Origin of the sequence: Streptomyces sp. NPDC006385, from assembly GCF_040612485.1 — a bacterium.
Lineage (GTDB): Bacteria > Actinomycetota > Actinomycetes > Streptomycetales > Streptomycetaceae > Streptomyces.
This window is the reverse complement of sequence record NZ_JBEXQG010000028.1, coordinates 20,262-39,029: the sequence shown is the minus strand read 5'-3', so window position 1 is coordinate 39,029 and position 18,768 is coordinate 20,262. Positions and strand designations below refer to the sequence as shown.

General features: G+C 70.8%; 16 protein-coding genes. 7 read left to right on the top strand and 9 right to left on the bottom strand.

The features are described from left to right. Positions 1-145 precede the first annotated feature (145 nt). The 4 genes from ABZ078_RS22030 to ABZ078_RS22015 form a co-directional block, all read right to left on the bottom strand. Positions 146-865 (bottom strand): helical backbone metal receptor, encoded by a 720-nt coding sequence (locus ABZ078_RS22030; protein ID WP_356577593.1) that lies wholly within the window; start codon positions 863-865, stop codon positions 146-148. Beyond that, complete coding sequence (locus ABZ078_RS22025) at positions 865-1,434, bottom strand: XRE family transcriptional regulator (protein ID WP_356577591.1); 570 nt, start codon at positions 1,432-1,434, stop codon at positions 865-867. The genes ABZ078_RS22030 and ABZ078_RS22025 overlap by 1 nt, the downstream gene beginning before the upstream one ends. A gap of 532 nt (positions 1,435-1,966) precedes the next feature. Further along, positions 1,967-3,793 (bottom strand): ABC transporter permease/substrate binding protein, encoded by a 1,827-nt coding sequence (locus ABZ078_RS22020; RefSeq protein ID WP_356577589.1) that lies wholly within the window; start codon positions 3,791-3,793, stop codon positions 1,967-1,969. Beyond that, entirely contained in the window at positions 3,786-4,862 is a 1,077-nt protein-coding gene (locus ABZ078_RS22015; protein WP_356577587.1) for a glycine betaine/L-proline ABC transporter ATP-binding protein, read from the bottom strand. The genes ABZ078_RS22020 and ABZ078_RS22015 overlap by 8 nt, the downstream gene beginning before the upstream one ends. Before the next feature lie 158 nt (positions 4,863-5,020). Between ABZ078_RS22015 and ABZ078_RS22010 the strand changes: the two genes are divergently transcribed. The 5 genes from ABZ078_RS22010 to ABZ078_RS21990 all read left to right on the top strand — a co-directional run bounded on the left by ABZ078_RS22010 (position 5,021) and on the right by ABZ078_RS21990 (position 9,827). Next, positions 5,021-5,950, top strand: a complete 930-nt coding sequence (locus ABZ078_RS22010) for a 5'-3' exonuclease (protein ID WP_356577683.1) — start codon at positions 5,021-5,023, stop codon at positions 5,948-5,950. Between the two features lie 181 nt (positions 5,951-6,131). Continuing rightward, positions 6,132-6,980, top strand: coding sequence for a siderophore-interacting protein (locus tag ABZ078_RS22005; protein WP_356577586.1), 849 nt, complete (start codon positions 6,132-6,134; stop codon positions 6,978-6,980). Positions 6,981-7,521: 541 nt separating this feature from the next. Continuing rightward, the gene (locus tag ABZ078_RS22000) at positions 7,522-7,743 is read left to right on the top strand and encodes a DUF6192 family protein (RefSeq protein WP_356577584.1); all 222 of its coding nucleotides are present in this window, start codon (positions 7,522-7,524) and stop codon (positions 7,741-7,743) included. 82 nt (positions 7,744-7,825) lie between these two features. After that, positions 7,826-8,851: a pentalenene synthase gene (locus tag ABZ078_RS21995; RefSeq protein ID WP_356577583.1), complete on the top strand. Its 1,026-nt coding sequence runs from the start codon at positions 7,826-7,828 to the stop codon at positions 8,849-8,851. Positions 8,852-8,882: 31 nt separating this feature from the next. Continuing rightward, the gene (locus ABZ078_RS21990) at positions 8,883-9,827 is read left to right on the top strand and encodes an RluA family pseudouridine synthase (RefSeq protein ID WP_356577582.1); all 945 of its coding nucleotides are present in this window, start codon (positions 8,883-8,885) and stop codon (positions 9,825-9,827) included. 19 nt (positions 9,828-9,846) lie between these two features. Here ABZ078_RS21990 and ABZ078_RS21985 read toward each other — a convergent pair whose 3' ends face one another. The 5 genes from ABZ078_RS21985 to ABZ078_RS21965 form a co-directional block, all read right to left on the bottom strand. Beyond that, positions 9,847-11,316, bottom strand: a complete 1,470-nt coding sequence (locus ABZ078_RS21985) for a cytochrome P450 (protein ID WP_356577580.1) — start codon at positions 11,314-11,316, stop codon at positions 9,847-9,849. A 171-nt stretch (positions 11,317-11,487) separates the two neighbouring features. Continuing rightward, positions 11,488-12,108 carry an ATP/GTP-binding protein gene (locus ABZ078_RS21980; protein ID WP_356577579.1) on the bottom strand — a complete coding sequence of 207 codons (621 nt, stop codon included), beginning with the start codon at positions 12,106-12,108 and terminating at the stop codon, positions 11,488-11,490. Beyond that, complete coding sequence (locus ABZ078_RS21975; RefSeq protein WP_356577577.1) at positions 12,089-12,490, bottom strand: DUF742 domain-containing protein; 402 nt, start codon at positions 12,488-12,490, stop codon at positions 12,089-12,091. The genes ABZ078_RS21980 and ABZ078_RS21975 overlap by 20 nt, the downstream gene beginning before the upstream one ends. Further along, positions 12,487-12,894, bottom strand: a complete 408-nt coding sequence (locus ABZ078_RS21970; protein ID WP_356577575.1) for a roadblock/LC7 domain-containing protein — start codon at positions 12,892-12,894, stop codon at positions 12,487-12,489. The genes ABZ078_RS21975 and ABZ078_RS21970 overlap by 4 nt, the downstream gene beginning before the upstream one ends. Further along, positions 12,891-14,483 carry an ATP-binding protein gene (locus tag ABZ078_RS21965; RefSeq protein ID WP_356577573.1) on the bottom strand — a complete coding sequence of 531 codons (1,593 nt, stop codon included), beginning with the start codon at positions 14,481-14,483 and terminating at the stop codon, positions 12,891-12,893. Before ABZ078_RS21965 ends, ABZ078_RS21970 begins: the two co-directional genes overlap by 4 nt. Positions 14,484-15,097: 614 nt before the next feature. Between ABZ078_RS21965 and ABZ078_RS21960 the strand changes: the two genes are divergently transcribed. After that, positions 15,098-16,345, top strand: a complete 1,248-nt coding sequence (locus tag ABZ078_RS21960) for a glycosyltransferase (RefSeq protein ID WP_356577571.1) — start codon at positions 15,098-15,100, stop codon at positions 16,343-16,345. A 228-nt stretch (positions 16,346-16,573) separates the two neighbouring features. Then, positions 16,574-18,757 (top strand): RNA polymerase recycling motor ATPase HelR, encoded by a 2,184-nt coding sequence (helR, locus tag ABZ078_RS21955; RefSeq protein ID WP_356577570.1) that lies wholly within the window; start codon positions 16,574-16,576, stop codon positions 18,755-18,757. The last annotated feature ends 11 nt before the right edge of the window (positions 18,758-18,768 follow it).

The window sequence follows — 18,768 nt, the reverse complement described above, 5'->3', positions numbered from 1 at the left end:
CCAGCACGCCGGACAGACCGGAAGACGCCTCCGGACCATCAACGGCCGCAAAACAGCACGGCTAGCCGAGGAGAACGACGACCCCCAGGCCCGCAACCAACAAACCCGCAGCTCACGGAGGGGACACCACACCCCCGCAGACTCCTCAACGGCGCCCCGCTCGCAGCGCCCCACACACCACCCCCGGCGCCTCGCCCAACGACGGGCCGTACCACGTCAGGTGCCGCCCGCTGACCAGCACGCAGGGCAAGCCGGGGAACGCCTCGGGGCCGTCGTCGGCCGTGAAGCGGTACGGCTCGTCGGGGAGGAGGACGACGTCCGGGGACGCGGCCCGCAGGGTGTCCAGGGGGATGCGCGGGTAGCGGTCCTCGTGTGTGGCGTACAGGTGGTCCACGCCGAGGCGGGTCAGGACGTCGCCCGCGAAGGTGTCGCGGCCCAGGACCATCCAGGGGCGCCGCCAGATCGGCACCACGGCGGTCGTACGGCGTTCCGGGGCCGGCAGTGACGTCCAGGTCCGCTCCGCCTCGTCCAGCCAGCGAGGGCGGGCCGTGACACCGCAGGCGTCCAGCACGCGCGTCAGCTCGCGGAAGGCCTGGGGGACGTTCCGCACCTCGGTCACCAGGACCTCGACGCCGGCCGCGCGGAGGGCCGCGAGGTCGGGCTCGCGGTTCTCCTCCTCGTTGGCGATCACCAGGTCGGGGGCGAGGGCGAGGATCTGCTCGACGTCGGGGTTCTTGGTGCCGCCGACACGGGTGACGTCGAGGCCGGGCGGGTGGCTGCACCAGTCGGTGGCGCCGATCAGGACGCCCGGCGCCGAGGCAGCGACGGTCTCCGTCAGGGACGGCACCAGGGAGACGACGCGCATCAGCGCCCCGGCCGGTCCCGGACCGCCTCGATGTGCTCCGCCACCGCGACGACGATCACCCGGGTGTCCGGCACGGTCGCGCGCCAGCGGTGGCGCACCCCGCCGGTGAGGTACAGGGTGTCACCGCGGCCCAGCCGGTACGCGCGGCCCTCCGCCTCGATCTCCACAGCGCCGTCGGCGACGTACATCAACTGGTCGTTGCGGTACTGGAATTCACGGCCCGCGTCATGGTCGCCGGTGAACTCCGAGGCATGCATCTGATGGTGACCGCGCACCAGGGAGCGGGTCCGTGGCTCCGGCGCCAGTTCGGTGGTGTCGGCGCGTACGACATCGACGCTGCACGCCGGGTCGGCGGCCGCGAGGAGTTCGACGGCGGTCGTACGCAAGGCGTCGGCGACCTTCTCGAGGGAGCTGCGGCTGGGGCGTGCCCGGTCGTTCTCGACCTGGCTCAGGAAGGGCACCGACAGGCCGCTGCGCTCGGCCACCACGGCGAGGGTGAGGTCCAGCGCGCGACGGCGGCGCCGCACGGCCGCGCCCACGCGGAGGGGCTGTTCTTTGTGGTCACCCATCGCTCCGGCTCCCTCCTGCGCTCGTCGGGCCACGGTCCTCGCGCCCGTCGCCGAGCGCGCACCTTCTGTTGAGTTCTCTGCACCCTACGCATGTTCGGCAAACCGTTTCATGCGCCCGTCACATCGACGGCACATCGGGGGGAGTACGACCCATCGGTTCGCGCCAGCGGATCGGCGCCCCGCGCCCCCCGAGTTCCCCGGAGCCGCCCCTGACTCCCGTTCAGCACCACAGAACCGTTGTTCTGTTCCCCGCGCCGGACGCCGCCCGTTCCCCCTCGTCGCCTCTCGGCCGGACGGCCTGGTCACAGGGGTCTTCGGGGGCTGTGTGCCGGGTCATGAAGGCGGGCTCGGCGGCGGGGAGTTGGTCCGGCCGCGCTCTGGGGGCGAGGTAGCGCTGCGTGGTTGGCCGGATCCTTTTCGTAGTATGCCGGGTGACTGTGCGGACACACCACGAGGGGTGGGCCCCGCCCGTACGTGAGGGGAGAACGTACGGCGTGACCCACCCCTCGGGCGGCGGTCCGGGCCCGTCAGGTCACCCGGCCGCCTGGTCCTTGTGCTCCGATCCGGCGACCGGGGCCCACTTGTCCAGCAGGCCCGGGTTCCGCTTGAGCCAGGCGCGCACGGCGTCCTGCTCCTTGCCCTTGCCGGCCTTGGTGATCTGCGACTCCAGGCCGGTGAGCTGCTTCTCGGTCATGGAGAAGTTCTTCAGCCACTCGCCGACCTCGGGGTGGTCCTCGGCGAAGCCCTTGCGGGCGAGGGTGTGCACCCCGTCGCCCTTGCCCCAGGCGCCCTTGGGGTCCTTGAGCTTCTTCAGGTCGTAGTCGCTGTACGCCCAGTGCGGTGACCAGAGCGTGACGACGACCGGCTCCTTCTTGGCGTACGCGCGCTCGAGCTCGGCCAGCATCGCGGGCGTCGAGCCGTCCACCACGTCGTACGTGCCCTCCAGGCCGTACTTCTTCAGCACCGTGTCCTTGAGCAGGCCCATCATTCCGGCGCTCGGCTCGATGCCGATGATCTTGCCCTTGAACTCGGCGGCGTTGCCCTTGAGGTCCTCCAGGGAGTCGACGCCCTTCACGTACGACGGGACGGAGAGTTCCAGGGAGGTGGGGCCGTACCAGGAGCCGAGGTCGTCGAGCTGCTTGCCGTACTTCTTCCAGTACTCGGCGTGGGTGGTGGGCAGCCAGGCGTCCGTCTGGAAGTCGATCTGGCCGGTGGCGACGCCGGTGTAGAGCGGGCCCGCGGAGTACTGGGTGGCGGTGACCTGAAAGCCGCGCCGCTCCAGCAGTTCCTTCCACAGGTACGTGGAGGCGATGCCCTCGTCCCACGGGATGTAGCCGAGCTTGATCTCCTTGCCCTTGCCGACGTTCGTGGCGGAGGCCTCGGCGGTGCCGGCGGAGGGGCCGAAGACGCCGAGGCCACCCGCGACGAGGGCCAGGACGGCCACGCCGGCGACCGCGACCACGGGGCGGGGGCGGTGGTTCCAGACCTTGACCCCGCCCGCGGCGCGGGCCTTGGCGGAGGCGCGGCGGCCGAGCGGGGAGATCTGGGCGCCGAGCGCGCCGGTGATGCGGTCCAGGTAGATGGCGAGGACGACGATGCCGACGCCCGCCTCGAAGCCGAAGCCGATGTCGAGCCGGCCGATGGCCTCGTTGACCGCGCCGCCGAGGCCGCCGGTGCCGACCATGCCGGCGATGACGACCATCGACAGGCTCAGCATGATGACCTGGTTGATGCCGGCCATGATCGTCGGCAGGGCGAGCGGCAACTGGACCCGCAGCAGGGTGTCGCGGGGCGTGGTGCCGAAGGCTTCGGCGGCCTCGACCAGCTCGGCGTCGACCTGGCGGATGCCGAGCTCGGTCATGCGCACGCCGGGGGCGAGCGCGAAGATCAGGGTGGCGATGACGCCGGCGGCGGTGCCCAGGCCGAAGAAGAGGATGGCCGGGATCAGCAGCACCATCGACGGCATCGTCTGGAGCAGGTCCAGGACGGGCCGCAGGGCCGCGCCGACCGTCTTCGAGCGGGCCGCCCAGATGCCCAGCGGGATCGAGACCACCAGCGCGATGGCGGTCGCGACGAGCACCAGAGCCAGCGTCGACATGGCCCGGTCCCACAGGTCGAGCGAGTCGACGAGCGCGAAGCCGCCGAAGGCGAGGACACCCGCGAGCAGGCCACGCAGCCACCAGGCGAGTACGGCGAGGATGCCGGCGAGGACCAGGGGGGCCGGGGCGGTCAGGACGGCGTTGACGACGTCGTACATGCCCTCCACGACCGCCTTGATCGCGTCGAACAGCCAGCCCATGTGGGTGACGAGCCAGTCCACGCCGGAGTCGACCCGGTCGCCGAGACGGAGCCTAGGCATGGGCGATCACCTTCCCGTCCGGGTGGTCGCAGGGCGTCGGGTCGGCCGTCTCGTCGCCGAGGAAGCCGATCAGCCGCTGCCGCGGCACGACCCCGATGACCCTGTTCGCCTCGTCGACCACCGAGACGCGGTGGGACAGCCGGGCGCTCATCGCGCACAGTTCCACGAACGTCGTCTCGCGCGTCGCGGTCTCGCAGGCGCAGAGCGGAGCGTCGCCGGTGACCGAGGTGTCCATGAGCGCGCCCGCGGTCAGCACGCGGGAGCGGTCGACGTCCTGGATGAAGGAGGCGACGTAGTCGTCGGCGGGGCGGATGAGGATGTCCTCCGCCGAACCGGTCTGGACGATACGGCCGTCACGCATGACGGCGACGCGGTCGCCCAGGCGCATGGCCTCGTTGAGGTCGTGGGTGATGAAGACGATGGTCTTCTTCAGGGTGCGCTGGAGTTCGAGCAGCTGGTCCTGCATGTCGCGGCGGATCAGCGGGTCGAGCGCGCTGAAGGACTCGTCCATGAGCAGCAGGTCGGCATCGGTGGCGAGGGCGCGGGCGAGGCCCACGCGCTGCTGCATGCCGCCGGACAGCTCGTCCGGCCAGGACTTCTCCCAGCCGCCCAGACCGCACAGCTCCAGGGCCGCGGCGGCGCGCTTGTCGCGCTCGGCGCGGGGCACGCCCTGGACGGCGAGGCCGTAGGCGGCGTTCTCCAGGACGCTGCGGTGCGGGAACAGCGCGAAGTGCTGGAAGACCATGCTGATCTTCTTGGCGCGGACCTCGCGCAGCTCGCGGTCGCTCAGCGCGGTCAGGTCCTGGCCGTCGAAGCGGACCTGGCCCGCGGTCGGCTCCAGCAGACCGTTGAGCATGCGCAACAAGGTGGACTTGCCGGAACCGGACAGGCCCATGACGACGAAGATCTGGCCCGGTTCCACCGTGAAGGAGGCGTCGATCACGGCGGCGGTGGTGCCGTCGGCGCGCAGCTCCTCCCGGTCGGCTCCTTGGCGGAGCCGTGCGACGGCCTCGTCCGGTCGTCTGCCGAACACCTTGTACAGGTGTGCGGCCTCAAGCCTGGATGACACGGGTACCTCTTGTCTCGACGGCAAAGGAAGGGAGTGACGGGCAGCGGCTGAATGCGCAACCGGCGTCACTCCGAGGACGCGCCTGCCCTGGTCTTGCGGCCACAAACGCACAAGTGGTCCAGGCCACAGGCAGGCCGCTGTCAGTGCCGTACGGCATGATGCGTGGCGTGACCGGACGACTGATGCTCCTCGACACCGCCTCGCTCTACTTCCGCGCCTACTTCGGCGTCCCGGACTCCGTGAAGGCCCCGGACGGCACGCCGGTGAACGCCGTGCGCGGGCTCCTCGACTTCATCGACCGCCTGGTCAAGGATCACCGCCCGGACCAGCTGGTGGCCTGCATGGACGCCGACTGGCGGCCCCAGTGGCGGGTCGAGCTGATCCCCTCCTACAAGGCCCACCGCGTCGCCGAGGAGCACGAGGTCGGGCCGGACGAGGAAGAGGTGCCGGACACGCTGTCGCCGCAGGTGCCGGTGATCGAGGCCGTGCTCGACGCGCTCGGCATCGCGCGCGTGGGGGTCGAGGGGTACGAGGCGGACGACGTGATCGGCACGTTCACCGCACGGGCGAAGGGCCCGGTCGACATCGTCACCGGCGACCGCGACCTGTACCAGCTGGTGGACGACGCGCGCGGGGTACGGGTGCTGTATCCGCTCAAGGGCGTGGGCACCCTCCAGCTCACCGACGAGGCATGGCTGCGCGAGAAGTACGGCGTCGACGGGCGCGGGTACGCGGATCTGGCGCTGCTGCGCGGCGACCCGAGCGACGGCCTGCCGGGCGTGCCCGGCATCGGCGAGAAGACGGCCGCGAAGCTGCTGGCCGAGTTCGGTGACCTGGCCGGGATCATGGCGGCGGTCGACGACCCCAAGGCGAAGCTGACGCCGGCGCAGCGCAAGCGGCTGGACGAGTCGCGGCCGTATCTCGCTGTGGCTCCGACGGTGGTGCGGGTCGCGGCCGACGTCCCGCTGCCGGACGTCGACATCGCCGTGCCGCGCGCACCGCGCGATTCGGCGGCGCTGGACGAGCTGGCGGTGCGCTGGGGGCTGGGCGGGTCGCTGCAGCGGCTGCTCGCGACACTGGGCGCCTGACTGAGCGCCTGACGATGCCGGGCACGAAGGGGTGCCCCGACCGAGTGCATGGGGCTCGTGGTGCGGGGAATTCGTCTCTGCGTGCGCGACATGCACCGTTTCATGAACGAGTCATTGCGGCATTCGCCGGGGGGAGATGCTAACTTAGGTAAACCTAAGCTTGGAACGAGGGAGGCCAGTGATGGCGCTACGCCCTGCCCGCAAGCCGCGGAAGCCCTACTCCGCGCAGGTCATCCGTACCGAACGGCTGACCCCGCACATGCAGCGTGTGGTGCTGGGCGGTGACGGACTCGTCGACTTCGCGGCGGACACCTGCACGGACCACTACGTGAAGATCCTGTTCCCCCCCGAGGGCGTGAGCTACCCCGAGCCGTTCGACCTGGAGCGCATCCGTGCGGAGCTGCCGCGCGAGCAGTGGCCGGTGACGCGGACGTACACGGTGCGGGCCTGGGACCCCGAGCATCGTGAGCTGACCCTCGACTTCGTGCTGCACGGTGACGAGGGCCTGGCCGGCCCGTGGGCGATGCGCGCCCAGCCGGGCGAGGTCGTGCGGTTCATCGGCCCGGGCGGCGCCTACGCCCCCGACCCGGACGCCGACTGGCATCTGCTCGTCGGCGACGAGAGCGCGCTGCCCGCGATCGCCCGCTCCCTCGAGTCACTGCCGGCGGGCGCCAGGGTGCACGCGTTCGTGGAGGTGGCCGGGCCCGAGGAGGAGCAGAAGATCGACTCCGATGTGGAGGTCGTCTGGCTGCACCGCGGCTCGCGTCCCGTCGGCGAGGCCCTCGTCGAGGCCGTACGCTCGCTGGACTTCCCCGAGGGCCGGATGCACGCCTTCGTGCACGGCGAGGCGCACTTCGTGAAGCAGCTGCGCCATCTGCTGCGGGTCGAGCACGGCGTGCCCCGGGAGGACCTGTCGATCTCCGGCTACTGGCGGCGCGGCCACAACGAGGACGGCTGGCAGGCTTCCAAGGGGGAGTGGAACGCGCGGATCGAGGCCGAGGAGGCCGCGGGAGCCGCACCGGCCGCGTAGCCCTGCCGGCCGGGCGGGGCGGGTCGTATGGCCGTCCGAAGGGTCGGCACCGGTGAAGGCGCTTCCCCTTCGCCGGTGGGCAGCCGACGTACTTTTCCAGCCTGTCCCGGGTCATGCGCGTCCTGACGACCAACTCCCCGGCGTGCGGCATGTCGTGGCCGCCGGGGTCGAAGGCCCGCCTCGGCAACGCACTGCTTTCCCAGCCGCCGCGAACGCGCAGCGTCGGTGTGAGACCGCGCGTGCGGCGGCAACCGAGTCCGCCCCACGCGCCCGGGTGCACGCCCTTTCCGACGGCCGGAAACCATCGCATGGTGCGGAGTAGGGCTATCAGGGAGGGCTGACGGCATGAGAGGTGTCGTACCCGGTCCGTGGGGGGTGGTGTGCGGATGCCCGCGACGGTCGGCGGTGCGCTGTGCCGGGACGGCGCCTTCCACCAGCTCCATCCGCTTGAACAGTTGACGAAACCCATAGGGGCACTGGAAGGTGGAGTTGATCCACGACCGCGTCGCCGACGCCGTGGTCGTGGCGGTGGTGACCACCGGTGGTGACCACCGGTTGTCTGCGCCGTCCGGCGGTCGCCTCGAAGGCCACGGCCGACGGCACCACCCAGCACGCGTTTGACGAAGCCCCGCTCCACCGGTTCCGTCAGCAGGCCCCCCGTGCACGAGTCAGCCACGCCGCGGTCGGGGCGTATGGAGCACAGCGCGAAGTTCTTGGACTCGGTCGGCTCTGTTACTCGGGGGTGGTGCTTCGTATCCTCTGACGATCAACCCCAGGCCAGGCAGCGACGACGACGCGACCTCCTGGGCCAATAAGCATGCTGAGGCAGAAACTGGGAGAGAGTCATGCCCCAGAACGTCACCATACAATTACCCATTCCGCCCCGGCTGAACCCCGGGTTGGCAGCCGCCAGGGAACGAAATCTGGAATGGATGCGCCAGCAGAAACTGGTGTTGGGACACAGGGCAGCCCGTCGCTACGTATTCTCGGCAGTGGCGGACTTGGCCGCGTACAGCTATCCGGATGTCGAAGGTGACGATCTCGACCTGGCCTTCGACACCATGGGCTGGTTCTTCCTCTTCGACGATCTGTTTGATGTCCCCGAGGGGCGCAGAGCCGAAGAAGCCGTCGACGTGTGCCAGCAGCTCATCGCACTCATCACCCACCCTTCGCCGCACCGAGCCGACCACGATGCGCCTCTGGTGGGCGCCTTCGCGGACATCTGGCGTCGAGCCAGGACGGGCATGTCGGAGGAATGGCAGCTACGGGCCGCCCACAACTGGGTGGACTACCTGACGGGAAACCTCACCGAGGAAATCGACCGTCACACATGGGTCCCCCAGGACTTCACCACCCGGATGAGGATCGGGCACCGCACCCTGGGGCTGATTCCCTCGCTCGACCTGGCCGAAAGAGTGGGCCACTTCGAGATCCCGCAGATCATCTGGCACAGCAGCCATCTGGAATCGATGCGACGAGCGGCTGTCGATGCCGTCAAACTCATCAACGAGGTGATGTCCCTGGAGAACGACGACGCACGGGGAGACCCCAACCTGGTGCACTGCCTCATGAGGCAGCGCGACTGCTCCCGGCAGGAAGCCATCCAGCTGGCCGTCACCCTCGTCCAGACAGCGGTCAGCCAGCTCTTTGAGCAGGTGAGACGGTTGCCCCTGTTCTGCTCCCGGCTCGGGCTCACGAGCACGGAGTCCGAGAAGGTGCAACGCTATGCGGACGCCATGTTCACGTGGATACGCGGCAGCTACGACTGGAGCCGCAACAACGGCCGTTATTCCCCACGCACCGCCAGCGCCCTGAGCCCGAATGTGACCGGCCAACTCCACCCCACAAACCTCACACCGGTGTCTCCGTAGCGTCCATCGCCGCTGCTTAAGCTTGGTCCTGATGAGACGCCGTAGTCCGCCCCCGCCCTCTCCCCTGCCGCAGCGCGCCGGGGTGGACCCGGTGCGCGTGCGGTTGCCGGCGAAGGAGGCGTGGCAGACCGTGCGGGACCATCTCGTGGCGCGGCTCGCGCCCGGGGCCGGGGTGATCGACGAGATGCTCGACGCGGGACTGATCGTGGACGCCGCCGGGCGCCCGGTGACACGGGACAGGGCGTACGTGCCGGGGATGTACGTGTGGTTCCACCGGGAGCTGCCCGACGAGGAGCCGGTGCCGTTCGCGGTCGACGTCGTCCACCGGGACGAGCACGTGGTGGTGGCCGACAAGCCGCACTTCCTGGCCACCACGCCCCGCGGCAGCCATGTCGCCGAGACGGTCCTGGCACGGCTGCGGCGCGAGCTGGGCATCCCGACGCTGAGCGCGGCGCACCGGCTGGACCGGCTGACGGCCGGGCTGGTGCTGTTCACCGTGCGGCCCGAGGAGCGCGGCGCCTACCAGTCGCTGTTCCGCGACCGGCGGGTGGCGAAGGAGTACGAGGCGGTGGCCCCGTACGACTCCGCCCTGGACCTGCCGCGTACCGTGCGCAGCCGCATCGTCAAGGAGCGCGGGGTACTGGCGGCCCGCGAGGTCGAGGGCGAGCCCAACGCCGTCAGCCGGATCGAGTTGCTGGAGCACCGGGACGGGCGTGCCCGGTACCGGTTGACACCGCGTACCGGGCAGACACACCAGCTGAGGGTGCACATGAACGCCTTGGGAGTGCCGATCCTCGGCGATCCCCTCTATCCGGTGGTGACCGGCCCCGTGGCGGCCGGTGACTTCCGGCGTCCGCTCCAACTGCTGGCGCGGACGCTGGAGTTCACCGACCCGATCTCGGGACGCGAGCACCGGTTCGTCAGCCCGCGGGTGCTGGGGGCCTGGCCGTCGTACGACGACTGGGCGGCCGGGTAGCCCCGGGTGCCCGGCCGGCTCAGTCGCCGCGCCACCAGCACAGCAGGCGCCGGAACACCCCGGGCCGACGGGCCGGTTCGGGCGTCGGCGTCTCAGCGGCGGGCGGAGCGGCGGGCGCCGGCGCCGCCGTCCGCAGCTCCGGCGTGCTGACCTGCCAACTGCTGGGAGGCTGCGAGGCCAGCGGGTGCGCGGGCCGCGCCATGACGTCCTGCTTGGGCTTGGGCGCGAACTTCACCGGCAGTTCCACCAGGTGCCGGTTCGAGATGGATGCCCGCCAGCGCAGCTCGTCCTCCTCGCAGGCGAGTTGGACGTCGGGCAGGCGGGTCAGCAGCGCGTCGACACCGACCTCGGCGATGGCACGGCCGATGTCCTGCCCCGGGCACTCGTGGGGGCCGCCGCCGAAGGCGAGGTGGGAGCGGTTGCCCTGCATGTTGGCCTCTAGGTCGGGCCGGACGCGCGGGTCGACGTTGCCCGGCGCGATGCCGAGGATGAGGGCGTCGCCCTTGCGAATGCGCTGGCCGCCCAGCTCGGTGTCCTGCTTGGCGACGTAAGGAAGGACGGTGCTGAACGGCGGCTCGTCCCACAGGGACTGCTCGACCGCCTCGGGCACTGTCATCTGGCCACCGTTGAGCTGGGCGCGGAACCTCGGGTCGGTGAGCACCACCCGCAGCACGTTGGCGATCAGGTTGGCGGTGGCCTCGTACGCGGCGACCAGGATGATGCGCAGGTGCTGGCCGACCTCGTCGTCGGTGAGCCGCGCCGGGTGGTTGATCAGGTGGCTGGTGAAGTCGTCCTTGGGTGCGGCCCGGCGGCGGGCGGTGAGCCGCATCAGGACGTCCATGAGGTACGCGTTGCTGGTGATGGCGGTCTCGGTGCCCTTGGGCATGTCGCGAGCGGCCTGCACGATCTGGTCATTGTACTCCTCGGGCATCCCGAGGATCTCGCACATCACCACCATCGGCAGATGCTCGGCGAACTGGCTGACCAGCTCGGCCCTGCCCTCCTCGCAGAACTTGTTGACGAGGTGCTGCGTCGCGCGGTTGATGTAGCGGCGGATGCCGCGGTGGTCGATGGTCGCCATGGCGCCGGTGACCGCGCCGCGCAGCCGCAGGTGCTCGTCGCCCTCGGCGTGACTGCAGATGGGCTGCCAGGCGAAGTGCGGCATGAGCGGGTGATCGGGCTTGACCGTGCCGTCCTGCAGGGCGGACCACAACCGGGTGTCACGGCAGAACTGGGAGGGGCTGCGCACCATGTGCAGGTTCTCGGCGTGGCCGAGCACCATCCAGATCGGCACGTCGTCGTGCAGCAGCACGGGAGCCACGGCGCCGTGCTCGGCGCGGAGCTTCTCGTACAGGGCTCCCAGGTCCTCCGCCTCGGGGCCGTACAGCCGGCGCAGTCCACCGGGGCCGATGCCGTGCGCGGGGCAGCCGGGGGGCGGGGTGGCCGTGGGCTCGTCCGCACCGGTCGAAAAGAGAGATTCAGGCGTCACGATGGTCGCTCCGAAGCTGAGGTGATTCCGGTGTACAGGAGGTGATGGGGTCCCCCGGTTCGGACGGTTCAGCGAAGCCGCGAACGCGGGGGAGGTCATGCGCGGGAGGTGAGCAGGCCGTACGGCTCGGCGGCGGGGTGGGGCGGCCGTACGGCTCGACCGGTGCGTGGCTCACGCGTGGGCCTTCGCCGTCGCCAGCGCATGCAGGAAGTGCATCAGGGTCATCAGGACGTCACGGCTGGAGGCCCGGCGGCGCGCGTCACACTCGATGATGGGGATCTCCTCGGGCAGGTCGAGTGCCGTCCGGAGTTCGGAGACGGGGTACCGGGGCGCGTCCGGGAAGGTGTTGACGGCCACCACGAAGGGCACCCCGCACTCCTCCAGTCGCCCGATGACGTCGAAGCTGACCTCGAGGCGGCGGGTGTCGACCAGCACGACCGCGCCCAGCGCACCCTCGAACAACCCGTTCCACAGGAACCAGAAGCGCTCCTGGCCAGGGGTGCCGAAGAGGTAGAGCACGAGCTGTTCGGTGATGCTGATGCGGCCGAAGTCCATCGCGACGGTGGTGGCCGTCTTGGAGTCCGAGCCGAAGTTGTCGTCGACGCCGATACCGGCCTGCGTCATGGTCTCTTCGGTGGTCAGCGGTTTGATCTCGCTGACCGAGCCGACCATGGTCGTCTTGCCGACGCCGAAGCCGCCCACGATCACGATCTTGACCGCGGCCTCGGCCGTGTGCGGCAACTGGTCCTCGGTCCGCGGACCGGGGATGATGTCAGAGCCTTTGAAGTCCATGCATCACCGCTTCGAGAATTGAACGGTCGGCGACGGCCTGGCGCACGATCGGGGCGCGCGCCGTCACCAGTCCGGCCGCCAGCATGTCGGTGAGCACGACCGTCATCATGCTGAACGGCAGGTTGAGATAGGCCGAGAGCTCGACCACGGACAGTGGGGTCGTACACAGCCGGAGCAGCGCCGATTGTTCCGGCGTGGCGGAAGGCGGGGGGTCGGCGCGCGCCACGATTAACGTGACGAGGTCGATGTCCGCGTCGCGCTCGCCACCGTCCGGGTCGGCCACCACGAAGAGGCGTTCCGGGTTCTTCTGCTTCCCGGACTGCGCGGGCGGTGGAAACGGTTGTTCCTTGGGGAGTCGCCGCTGGCGTTGCGGAGGAGTCATACGGTCTGCCCGTTGCGCCGGGGCGGACTGGTGAGGTGGGCGCCGATACGGGCGACGAGGTCCGTCATGCGGTTGCTCATCCGGCCCGGTTCGGCGAACGTGTCGGAGAGCACCGCGAGATAGGCGTTGGCGCCGGCGGCCATCAGGTAGAAGTAGCCGCCGTTGATCTCGATCAGGACCATCTTCATCTTGCCGTCGCTCCTCGGGATCTCCTGGGCGACGGCGCTCGCCAGGCTCTGCAGGCCGGCGCAGGCCGCGGCGACGCGGTCGGCGGTGTCGGGGTCACCGCCGTAACGGGCGATGCGCAGTCCGTCGGCGGAGAGCACCACGATCATCTGGATGCCCGGTACGCCGTCGTGGAGCTCCTTGAGCATCCAGTCGAAGTTCGCGCGCTGCTGAATCACTTGAGGTCCCCCTCCTCGTCGGCCTCGGGGCGGGCCGGTTGGGTTCGCGGTTTGAGTGTGAGCGGGTCCGGCTGGTCCTTGAGTCCGTTCCAGAACGCCTCGACCCAGGCTCCGGGGGCGGGCTCGTCCGCCGCCGGCTCGGGCTCGGGCGGGGGCTTGCGCGTCGACCAGATGGTCGGCCGGCCCTCACGTTCGGCCTGCTCGATGGCCGCCTGCTCGGCGATCCGCTTGCTGAGCGGGGTCTTGACCCGGCTGCGGCGCTGGGGCAGCCCGTTGGCGGTCCATTCGGTGACGACGGGGACGTCGTCCTCCAGGGAGACCGCGGCGGGGAGCTTCGGACTGGTGGGACGTCGCTTCTTGGGGGTGCGCTTGGGACCTTCGATCACGTCGGGGTCGTCGGCCTTGGGCGCCGACCCGGCGCCGATGCCGTGGGCGAGTCCGGGCGCGGGGTCGGTGGTCATCATGTCGCGCGGCACCACGAGGACGGCGCGGACGCCGCCGTACGCGGACGAGCGCAGCGAGACCTGCATGTTGTAGGCCGTGCAGAGGCGGCCGACGACGGCCAGGCCCAGCCGCGGGGACTCCCCGAGATCCTGGAGGTCGGTGCCCTGCTTGGCGCGCTCCAGCATGCCCTCGACCCTGGCGCGGGCCTCCTCGCTGAGGCTGACGCCGGCGTCCTCGATCTCGATCGCGACACCGGTCTGCACCTCGGTGGCGGTGACGTGCACCTTGGTCTGCGGCGGCGAGTAGCGCGTGGCGTTGTCGAGGAGTTCGGCCGCGGCGTGGATGACCGGCTCGACGGAGATGCCGGCGATGTTGACCTTGGCGATGGAGTCCAGGCTGATCCGGCGGTACTCCAGGATCCGGGACATGGCGCCACGCAGCACGCTGTACAGCGGGACGGGTTCGGGCCACTGGCGGCCGGGCCGGCCGCCGCCGAGCACGGAGATGGAGTCGGCGAGGCGGCCGATCAGCATGGTGCCGTGGTCGATGCGCAGGAGGTCGTCGAAGACCTCGGGGTTGCGGCCGTGGTCCTCCTCCATCTCCCTGAGTTCCACGGCCTGTTGGTGGACGATCGACTGGACGCGGCGGGCGATGTTGACGAAGGAGCGCTGGGCGGAGTCGCGGAGGGCTTCCTCGTGATCGACGAGGTCGACCATCGACCTGACGAAGTCGAGCTGCACCCGAGAGAGCCGGGCATAGGACGGGTCGATCTCGGCGAGGTCGCGCATCACCTCATAGGGTGAAGCGCCACAGCGCAGTTGGTGGATCGCGGCGGGTGTGATCTCCGTGGCGAGGCGGACCATCTCCTCGTCGTGGGCGGCGACCCGCCGTTCCAGATACGCGGTGTGACGGGCGTGCTCGGCCCGCGCGTCCCGCAGGGCGCGGCCGCGGCGCACCGCTTCGGCCGCGGAAGCCAGCACCAGCAGCAAGGCCACGGCACCGCACACGCCGACGGCCGTCCGGGCCGGTTCCGCCACCACGGCGACGGCGGCTCCGGTCACCGCGGCCATCACTATGGCCGGCAGCAAAAGCACGCGCGCATACGGGAGTTCACGGCGTCGGGGCGGGGATTGAACGCTCACCATGTGGGCCCTCTGAAATGAATCGGGTGGGTGTAGGGAGAGCTTGCAGGGGGGTAGGTCATGGGTAGGTCGGACTCTTCTGCATGTTTGGGAACAAGCGCACGAATACGCCTCAACTCGGTGCGCTGCGGGCGAGCTTAGTCCGACCGGATCATCGCCATGTCATATTCAGCAAGCACCTGAAATGACGTGTGCGGCAGGAGTACCCTCAGGTCTTTTATACGCTCGGCTCCTGTTCGAACACGTTCCGTCATGGCGTACGGGTGCGCGAAAAGTACTCACCGTGACGAGTGAGAGACCACGTTCCGACGAGCACCCGGCAGGGATTCGGCCCTCGTTGACGGGCGCGCGGCCCGCGGCCGTGGCGGCGAGCGGCTGGCGAGCGACTGGCGAAAGGCGCCCTTCGGCCGGGTGGTGACGAGGTGCGGGCCGGACAGCCGACCGCGCCGGCAGACGGTCACTCGTGACTTCGGGCCCGGAAAACAGCAAAGGCAAGGAGGTCATCCGCTCCTTGCCACTCTCAACTTATAGCGCACTGGGGGGCTTGCGGCAAGGCCCCCGTCGTACCGCAGAATCTCCGGCCTGGGCCGGAATCCACGGAAAACGGGGGTCGCGCAGTGCGCGTGTTGCTGGTGACGTACGGGTCGCGCGGGGACGCGGAACCGATGGCGGGGCTCGCGGTGGCGTTGCGGGCACTCGGCGCCGAAGCGCGGGCATGCGCACCGCCGGACTTCGCGGAGCTGTTCGCGGGTGTCGACGTACCGATGGCGCCGATCGGCTCGTCGGTGCGCGAGATGGTGAAGGGCAACGTGACCGGGACGGCGCCGCAGCCACCGGAGAGCCTGCCCCAGCGCGCGGCCCGGGTGTTCGCCGCGACGTACGACTCGGCCCTGGCCGTTGCCGAGGGGTGTGACGTGGTGGTGGCGACCGGCCTCATGCCGGCCGCGGCCGGCGCGCGGTCGGTGGCCGAGAAGCTGGGCGTCCCGTACGTGTTCGTGGCCTGCTTCCCGACCTACCTGCCGTCGCCGCGCCACCCGCCGCTCGCGTGGCCGGGCCGGCCGACGCCGCCGGACGTGACCGACAACCGGGTGCTGTGGGATCTGAACGCCGAGGACATGAACGCGCTGTTCGGCGAGGCGATCAACACCCGGCGGGCCTCGCTCGGCCTGCCGCCGGTGGACCGGGTACGCGACCACGTCCTCACCGACCGGCCGTGGCTGGCCTCGGATGCGACCCTGAGCCCGTGGCCGGAGCCGGCGGACCTCGCCGTGGTGCAGACCGGCGTGTGGATCCGGCCGGACGAGCGGCCGCTCCCGGCCGATCTGGAGGCGTTCCTGGACGCCGGCGCACCCCCGGTGTACGTGGGTTTCGGCAGCATGCCCATGCGGGACGCGGAGGGCGTCGCCCGGGCGGCCGTGGAGGCGGTCCGCGCGCGGGGACGCCGTGTGCTCGTCGGACGCGGCTGGGCCGACCTGGCCCTGACCGACGACCAGGACGACTGCTTCGTCGTCGGGGAGGTCAACCAGCAGGCACTGTTCCGCCGGGTGGCCGCCGTCGTGCACCACGGCGGCGCGGGCACCACGACGACCGCTGCCCTGGCCGGCGCACCCCAGGTGATCGTCCCTCAGCTCGCGGACCAGCCGTACTGGGCCGGCCGCGTGGCCGACCTGGGTATCGGCGCCGCACACGACGGCCCGACCCCTTCCTTCGAGTCCCTGTCGGCCGCGCTCGAGGTGGCCCTGGCCCCCGAGACCCGCACCCGGGCGACCGCCGTCGCCGCCACGATCCGCACCGACGGGGCGGTGGTGGCCGCGAAGCTCCTCCTCGACGCGATCAGCCGGGACGGGCAGCCCGTGTCCACGTGACCCACGCGGTACCGCCGAGCCACGGCTCATGACACCCGAACACGAGAACCCACACACCCCGACGACCTGAACCGGCATCCCCCCGGGTGGGGCACCGCCGCAGGTCCCCGGGGCCCATGCCGGACGGAGCGTGGCCGACCTGCCACCAGATTCGTCCTGTCGTCACGCCGGTCCGGACGCCTTGCCGCGCGCAAGGCCGTCAGTGACCCGAGATCGGAGCCAATCGCCGTGAAATCCCTCACCACCAGCACGTTCGACCTTCCCGACCGTCTCTCCGCCAAGGCCGACCCGGCGCTGATCGCCGCTGACGAACGGCACTTCGCGGCCCTCGCGGAGTGCCTCGCACAGTCCATCACCGAGGTGTCCGACCGCCTCGACGCCGAGCGCAGGGCGCCGGGCGGCCTGGGCCGGCAGGCCATGGACCGGGACGCGGAGGTCCACCGGCTCACCGCCCGTCTGCGCACACTGCGCCGCTTCGGCCTCGACCTGTGTCTCGGCCGCATCGTCGGCGCCGACGATCCCGAGCCCGTGTACATCGGACGCCTCGGCCTCACGGACAGCACGGGCCGCCGGCTGCTGATCGACTGGCGCTCCCCCGCCGCCGAGCCGTTCTTCGGAGCCACGCACGCCAACCCCATGGGCCTGACGAGCCGCCGCAGGTACCGCTGGACGAACGGCCGGATCAGCGACTACTGGGACGAGGTGTTCACCCCGGACGGCTTCGCCGGGCACGCCGCGCTCGACGACCAGTCCGCCTTCATCGCCAGTCTCGGCAGCACCAGGTCGGAACGGATGCGGGACGTGCTCGGCACCATCCAGGCCGACCAGGACGCCATCATCCGCGCGGGATCCCAGGGCGCCCTCGTCGTCGACGGCGGTCCGGGCACGGGGAAGACCGTCGTCGCCCTGCACCGCTCCGCCTACCTCCTCCACGCCGACCCCCGCCTCGGCCACCGCCGGGGCGGCGTGCTGTTCGTCGGCCCGCATCGGCCTTACCTGGCGTACGTCGCCGATGTCCTGCCCAGCCTCGGCGAGGAGGGCGTGCGGACCTGCGTCCTGCGGGACCTCGTCGAGGAGGGGGCCGCGGCCGGGGTCGAGGCCGACCCGGAAGTGGCCCGCCTGAAGTCGTCGGCGGCTCTGGTGAAGGGCATCGAGACGGCCGTCAGGTTCTATGAGGAGCCACCCACCAAGGGGATGACGGTCACGACCCACTGGTCCGACCTCTGGCTGAGCCCCGAGGACTGGGCGGTGGCGTTCCAGGCGGCGGAACCCGGTACTCCGCACAACGAGGCACGCGACCAGGTCTGGGAGGAGCTGCTCACGATCCTGGTGGACAAGCACGACGACGCGGCCTCGGCGCACGACGGCGACGTCTCGACCGACCTGGTACGCAGGTCCCTGGCGCAGAACAGGGCCCTGCGCACGGCCTTCAACCGCGCGTGGCCGCTGCTCGAAGCGGCCGACCTCGTGGCAGACCTGTGGTCGGTACCCGCCTATCTGCGGCTGTGCGCTTCCTGGCTCGGCCCCGAGGAGGTACGGAAGCTGCAGCGTGCGGACCCGCGGGCCTGGACGGTGTCCGACCTGCCGCTCCTGGACGCGGCACGGCAGCGGCTCGGCGACCCGGAGGCGGCCCGGCGCAGGCGCCGGCACGAGGCCGTCCTCGCCGCCCAGCGCGAGCGCATGACGCAGGTGGTCGACAACCTGATCGAGGCCGCGGCCGTCTCCGGCGCCGACGGTGACGACCGTGAAGGCCTGGTCACGATGTTGCGCGGCGCGGACGCCCAGGCCAGCCTGGTCGACGAGTCCGAACTGCCCCCGGCCGACCCGGACCAGCTGGCCGGCCCGTTCGCCCACATCGTCGTGGACGAGGCGCAGGAACTGACCGACGCGGAGTGGCAGATGCTGCTGCTGCGCTGCCCGTCCCGGAGCTTCACCATCGTCGGTGACCGTGCCCAGGCCAGGCACGGCTTCACGGAGTCATGGCGGGAACGCCTGGAGCGAGTCGGGCTCGACCGGATCAGCCTCGCCTCCCTGACCATCAACTACCGCACGCCGGAAGAGATCATGGCGGAAGCCGAGCCCATCATCCGCGCCGCGCTCCCGGACGCGAACGTGCCCACGTCCATCCGCAGCGGAGGCGTCCCCGTCGTACGCGGCCCGGTCTCGGACCTCGACCCGATCCTCGACGCGTGGCTCGCCGCGAACGCCGACGGGGTCGCCTGCGTCATCGGCGACCCCACGTTCCGCCCGACGGACCGCGTCCGATCACTGCCCCCGGAGCTCTCCAAGGGCCTGGAGTTCGACCTGGTCGTCCTCGTGCGTCCGGAGGCGTTCAGCGAGGGAATCGAGGGAGCGGTGGACCGCTATGTCGCGATGACCCGAGCGACTCGGCACCTGGTCATCCTCGGGTGAGTGCCTGCCCC

Excerpts from the sequence above, each read along its gene's own strand:
- ABZ078_RS22030 (WP_356577593.1), bottom strand. The coding sequence starts at position 865 with ATGCGCGTCGTCTCCCTGGTGCCGTCCCTGACGGAGACCGTCGCTGCC.
- ABZ078_RS22025 (WP_356577591.1), bottom strand. The coding sequence starts at position 1,434 with ATGGGTGACCACAAAGAACAGCCCCTCCGCGTGGGCGCGGCCGTGCGG.
- ABZ078_RS22020 (WP_356577589.1), bottom strand. The coding sequence starts at position 3,793 with ATGCCTAGGCTCCGTCTCGGCGACCGGGTCGACTCCGGCGTGGACTGG.
- ABZ078_RS22010 (WP_356577683.1), top strand. The coding sequence starts at position 5,021 with ATGCGTGGCGTGACCGGACGACTGATGCTCCTCGACACCGCCTCGCTC.
- ABZ078_RS22005 (WP_356577586.1), top strand. The coding sequence starts at position 6,132 with ATGGCGCTACGCCCTGCCCGCAAGCCGCGGAAGCCCTACTCCGCGCAG.
- ABZ078_RS21995 (WP_356577583.1), top strand. The coding sequence starts at position 7,826 with ATGCCCCAGAACGTCACCATACAATTACCCATTCCGCCCCGGCTGAAC.
- ABZ078_RS21990 (WP_356577582.1), top strand. The coding sequence starts at position 8,883 with ATGAGACGCCGTAGTCCGCCCCCGCCCTCTCCCCTGCCGCAGCGCGCC.
- ABZ078_RS21980 (WP_356577579.1), bottom strand. The coding sequence starts at position 12,108 with ATGGACTTCAAAGGCTCTGACATCATCCCCGGTCCGCGGACCGAGGAC.
- ABZ078_RS21975 (WP_356577577.1), bottom strand. The coding sequence starts at position 12,490 with ATGACTCCTCCGCAACGCCAGCGGCGACTCCCCAAGGAACAACCGTTT.
- ABZ078_RS21965 (WP_356577573.1), bottom strand. The coding sequence starts at position 14,483 with ATGGTGAGCGTTCAATCCCCGCCCCGACGCCGTGAACTCCCGTATGCG.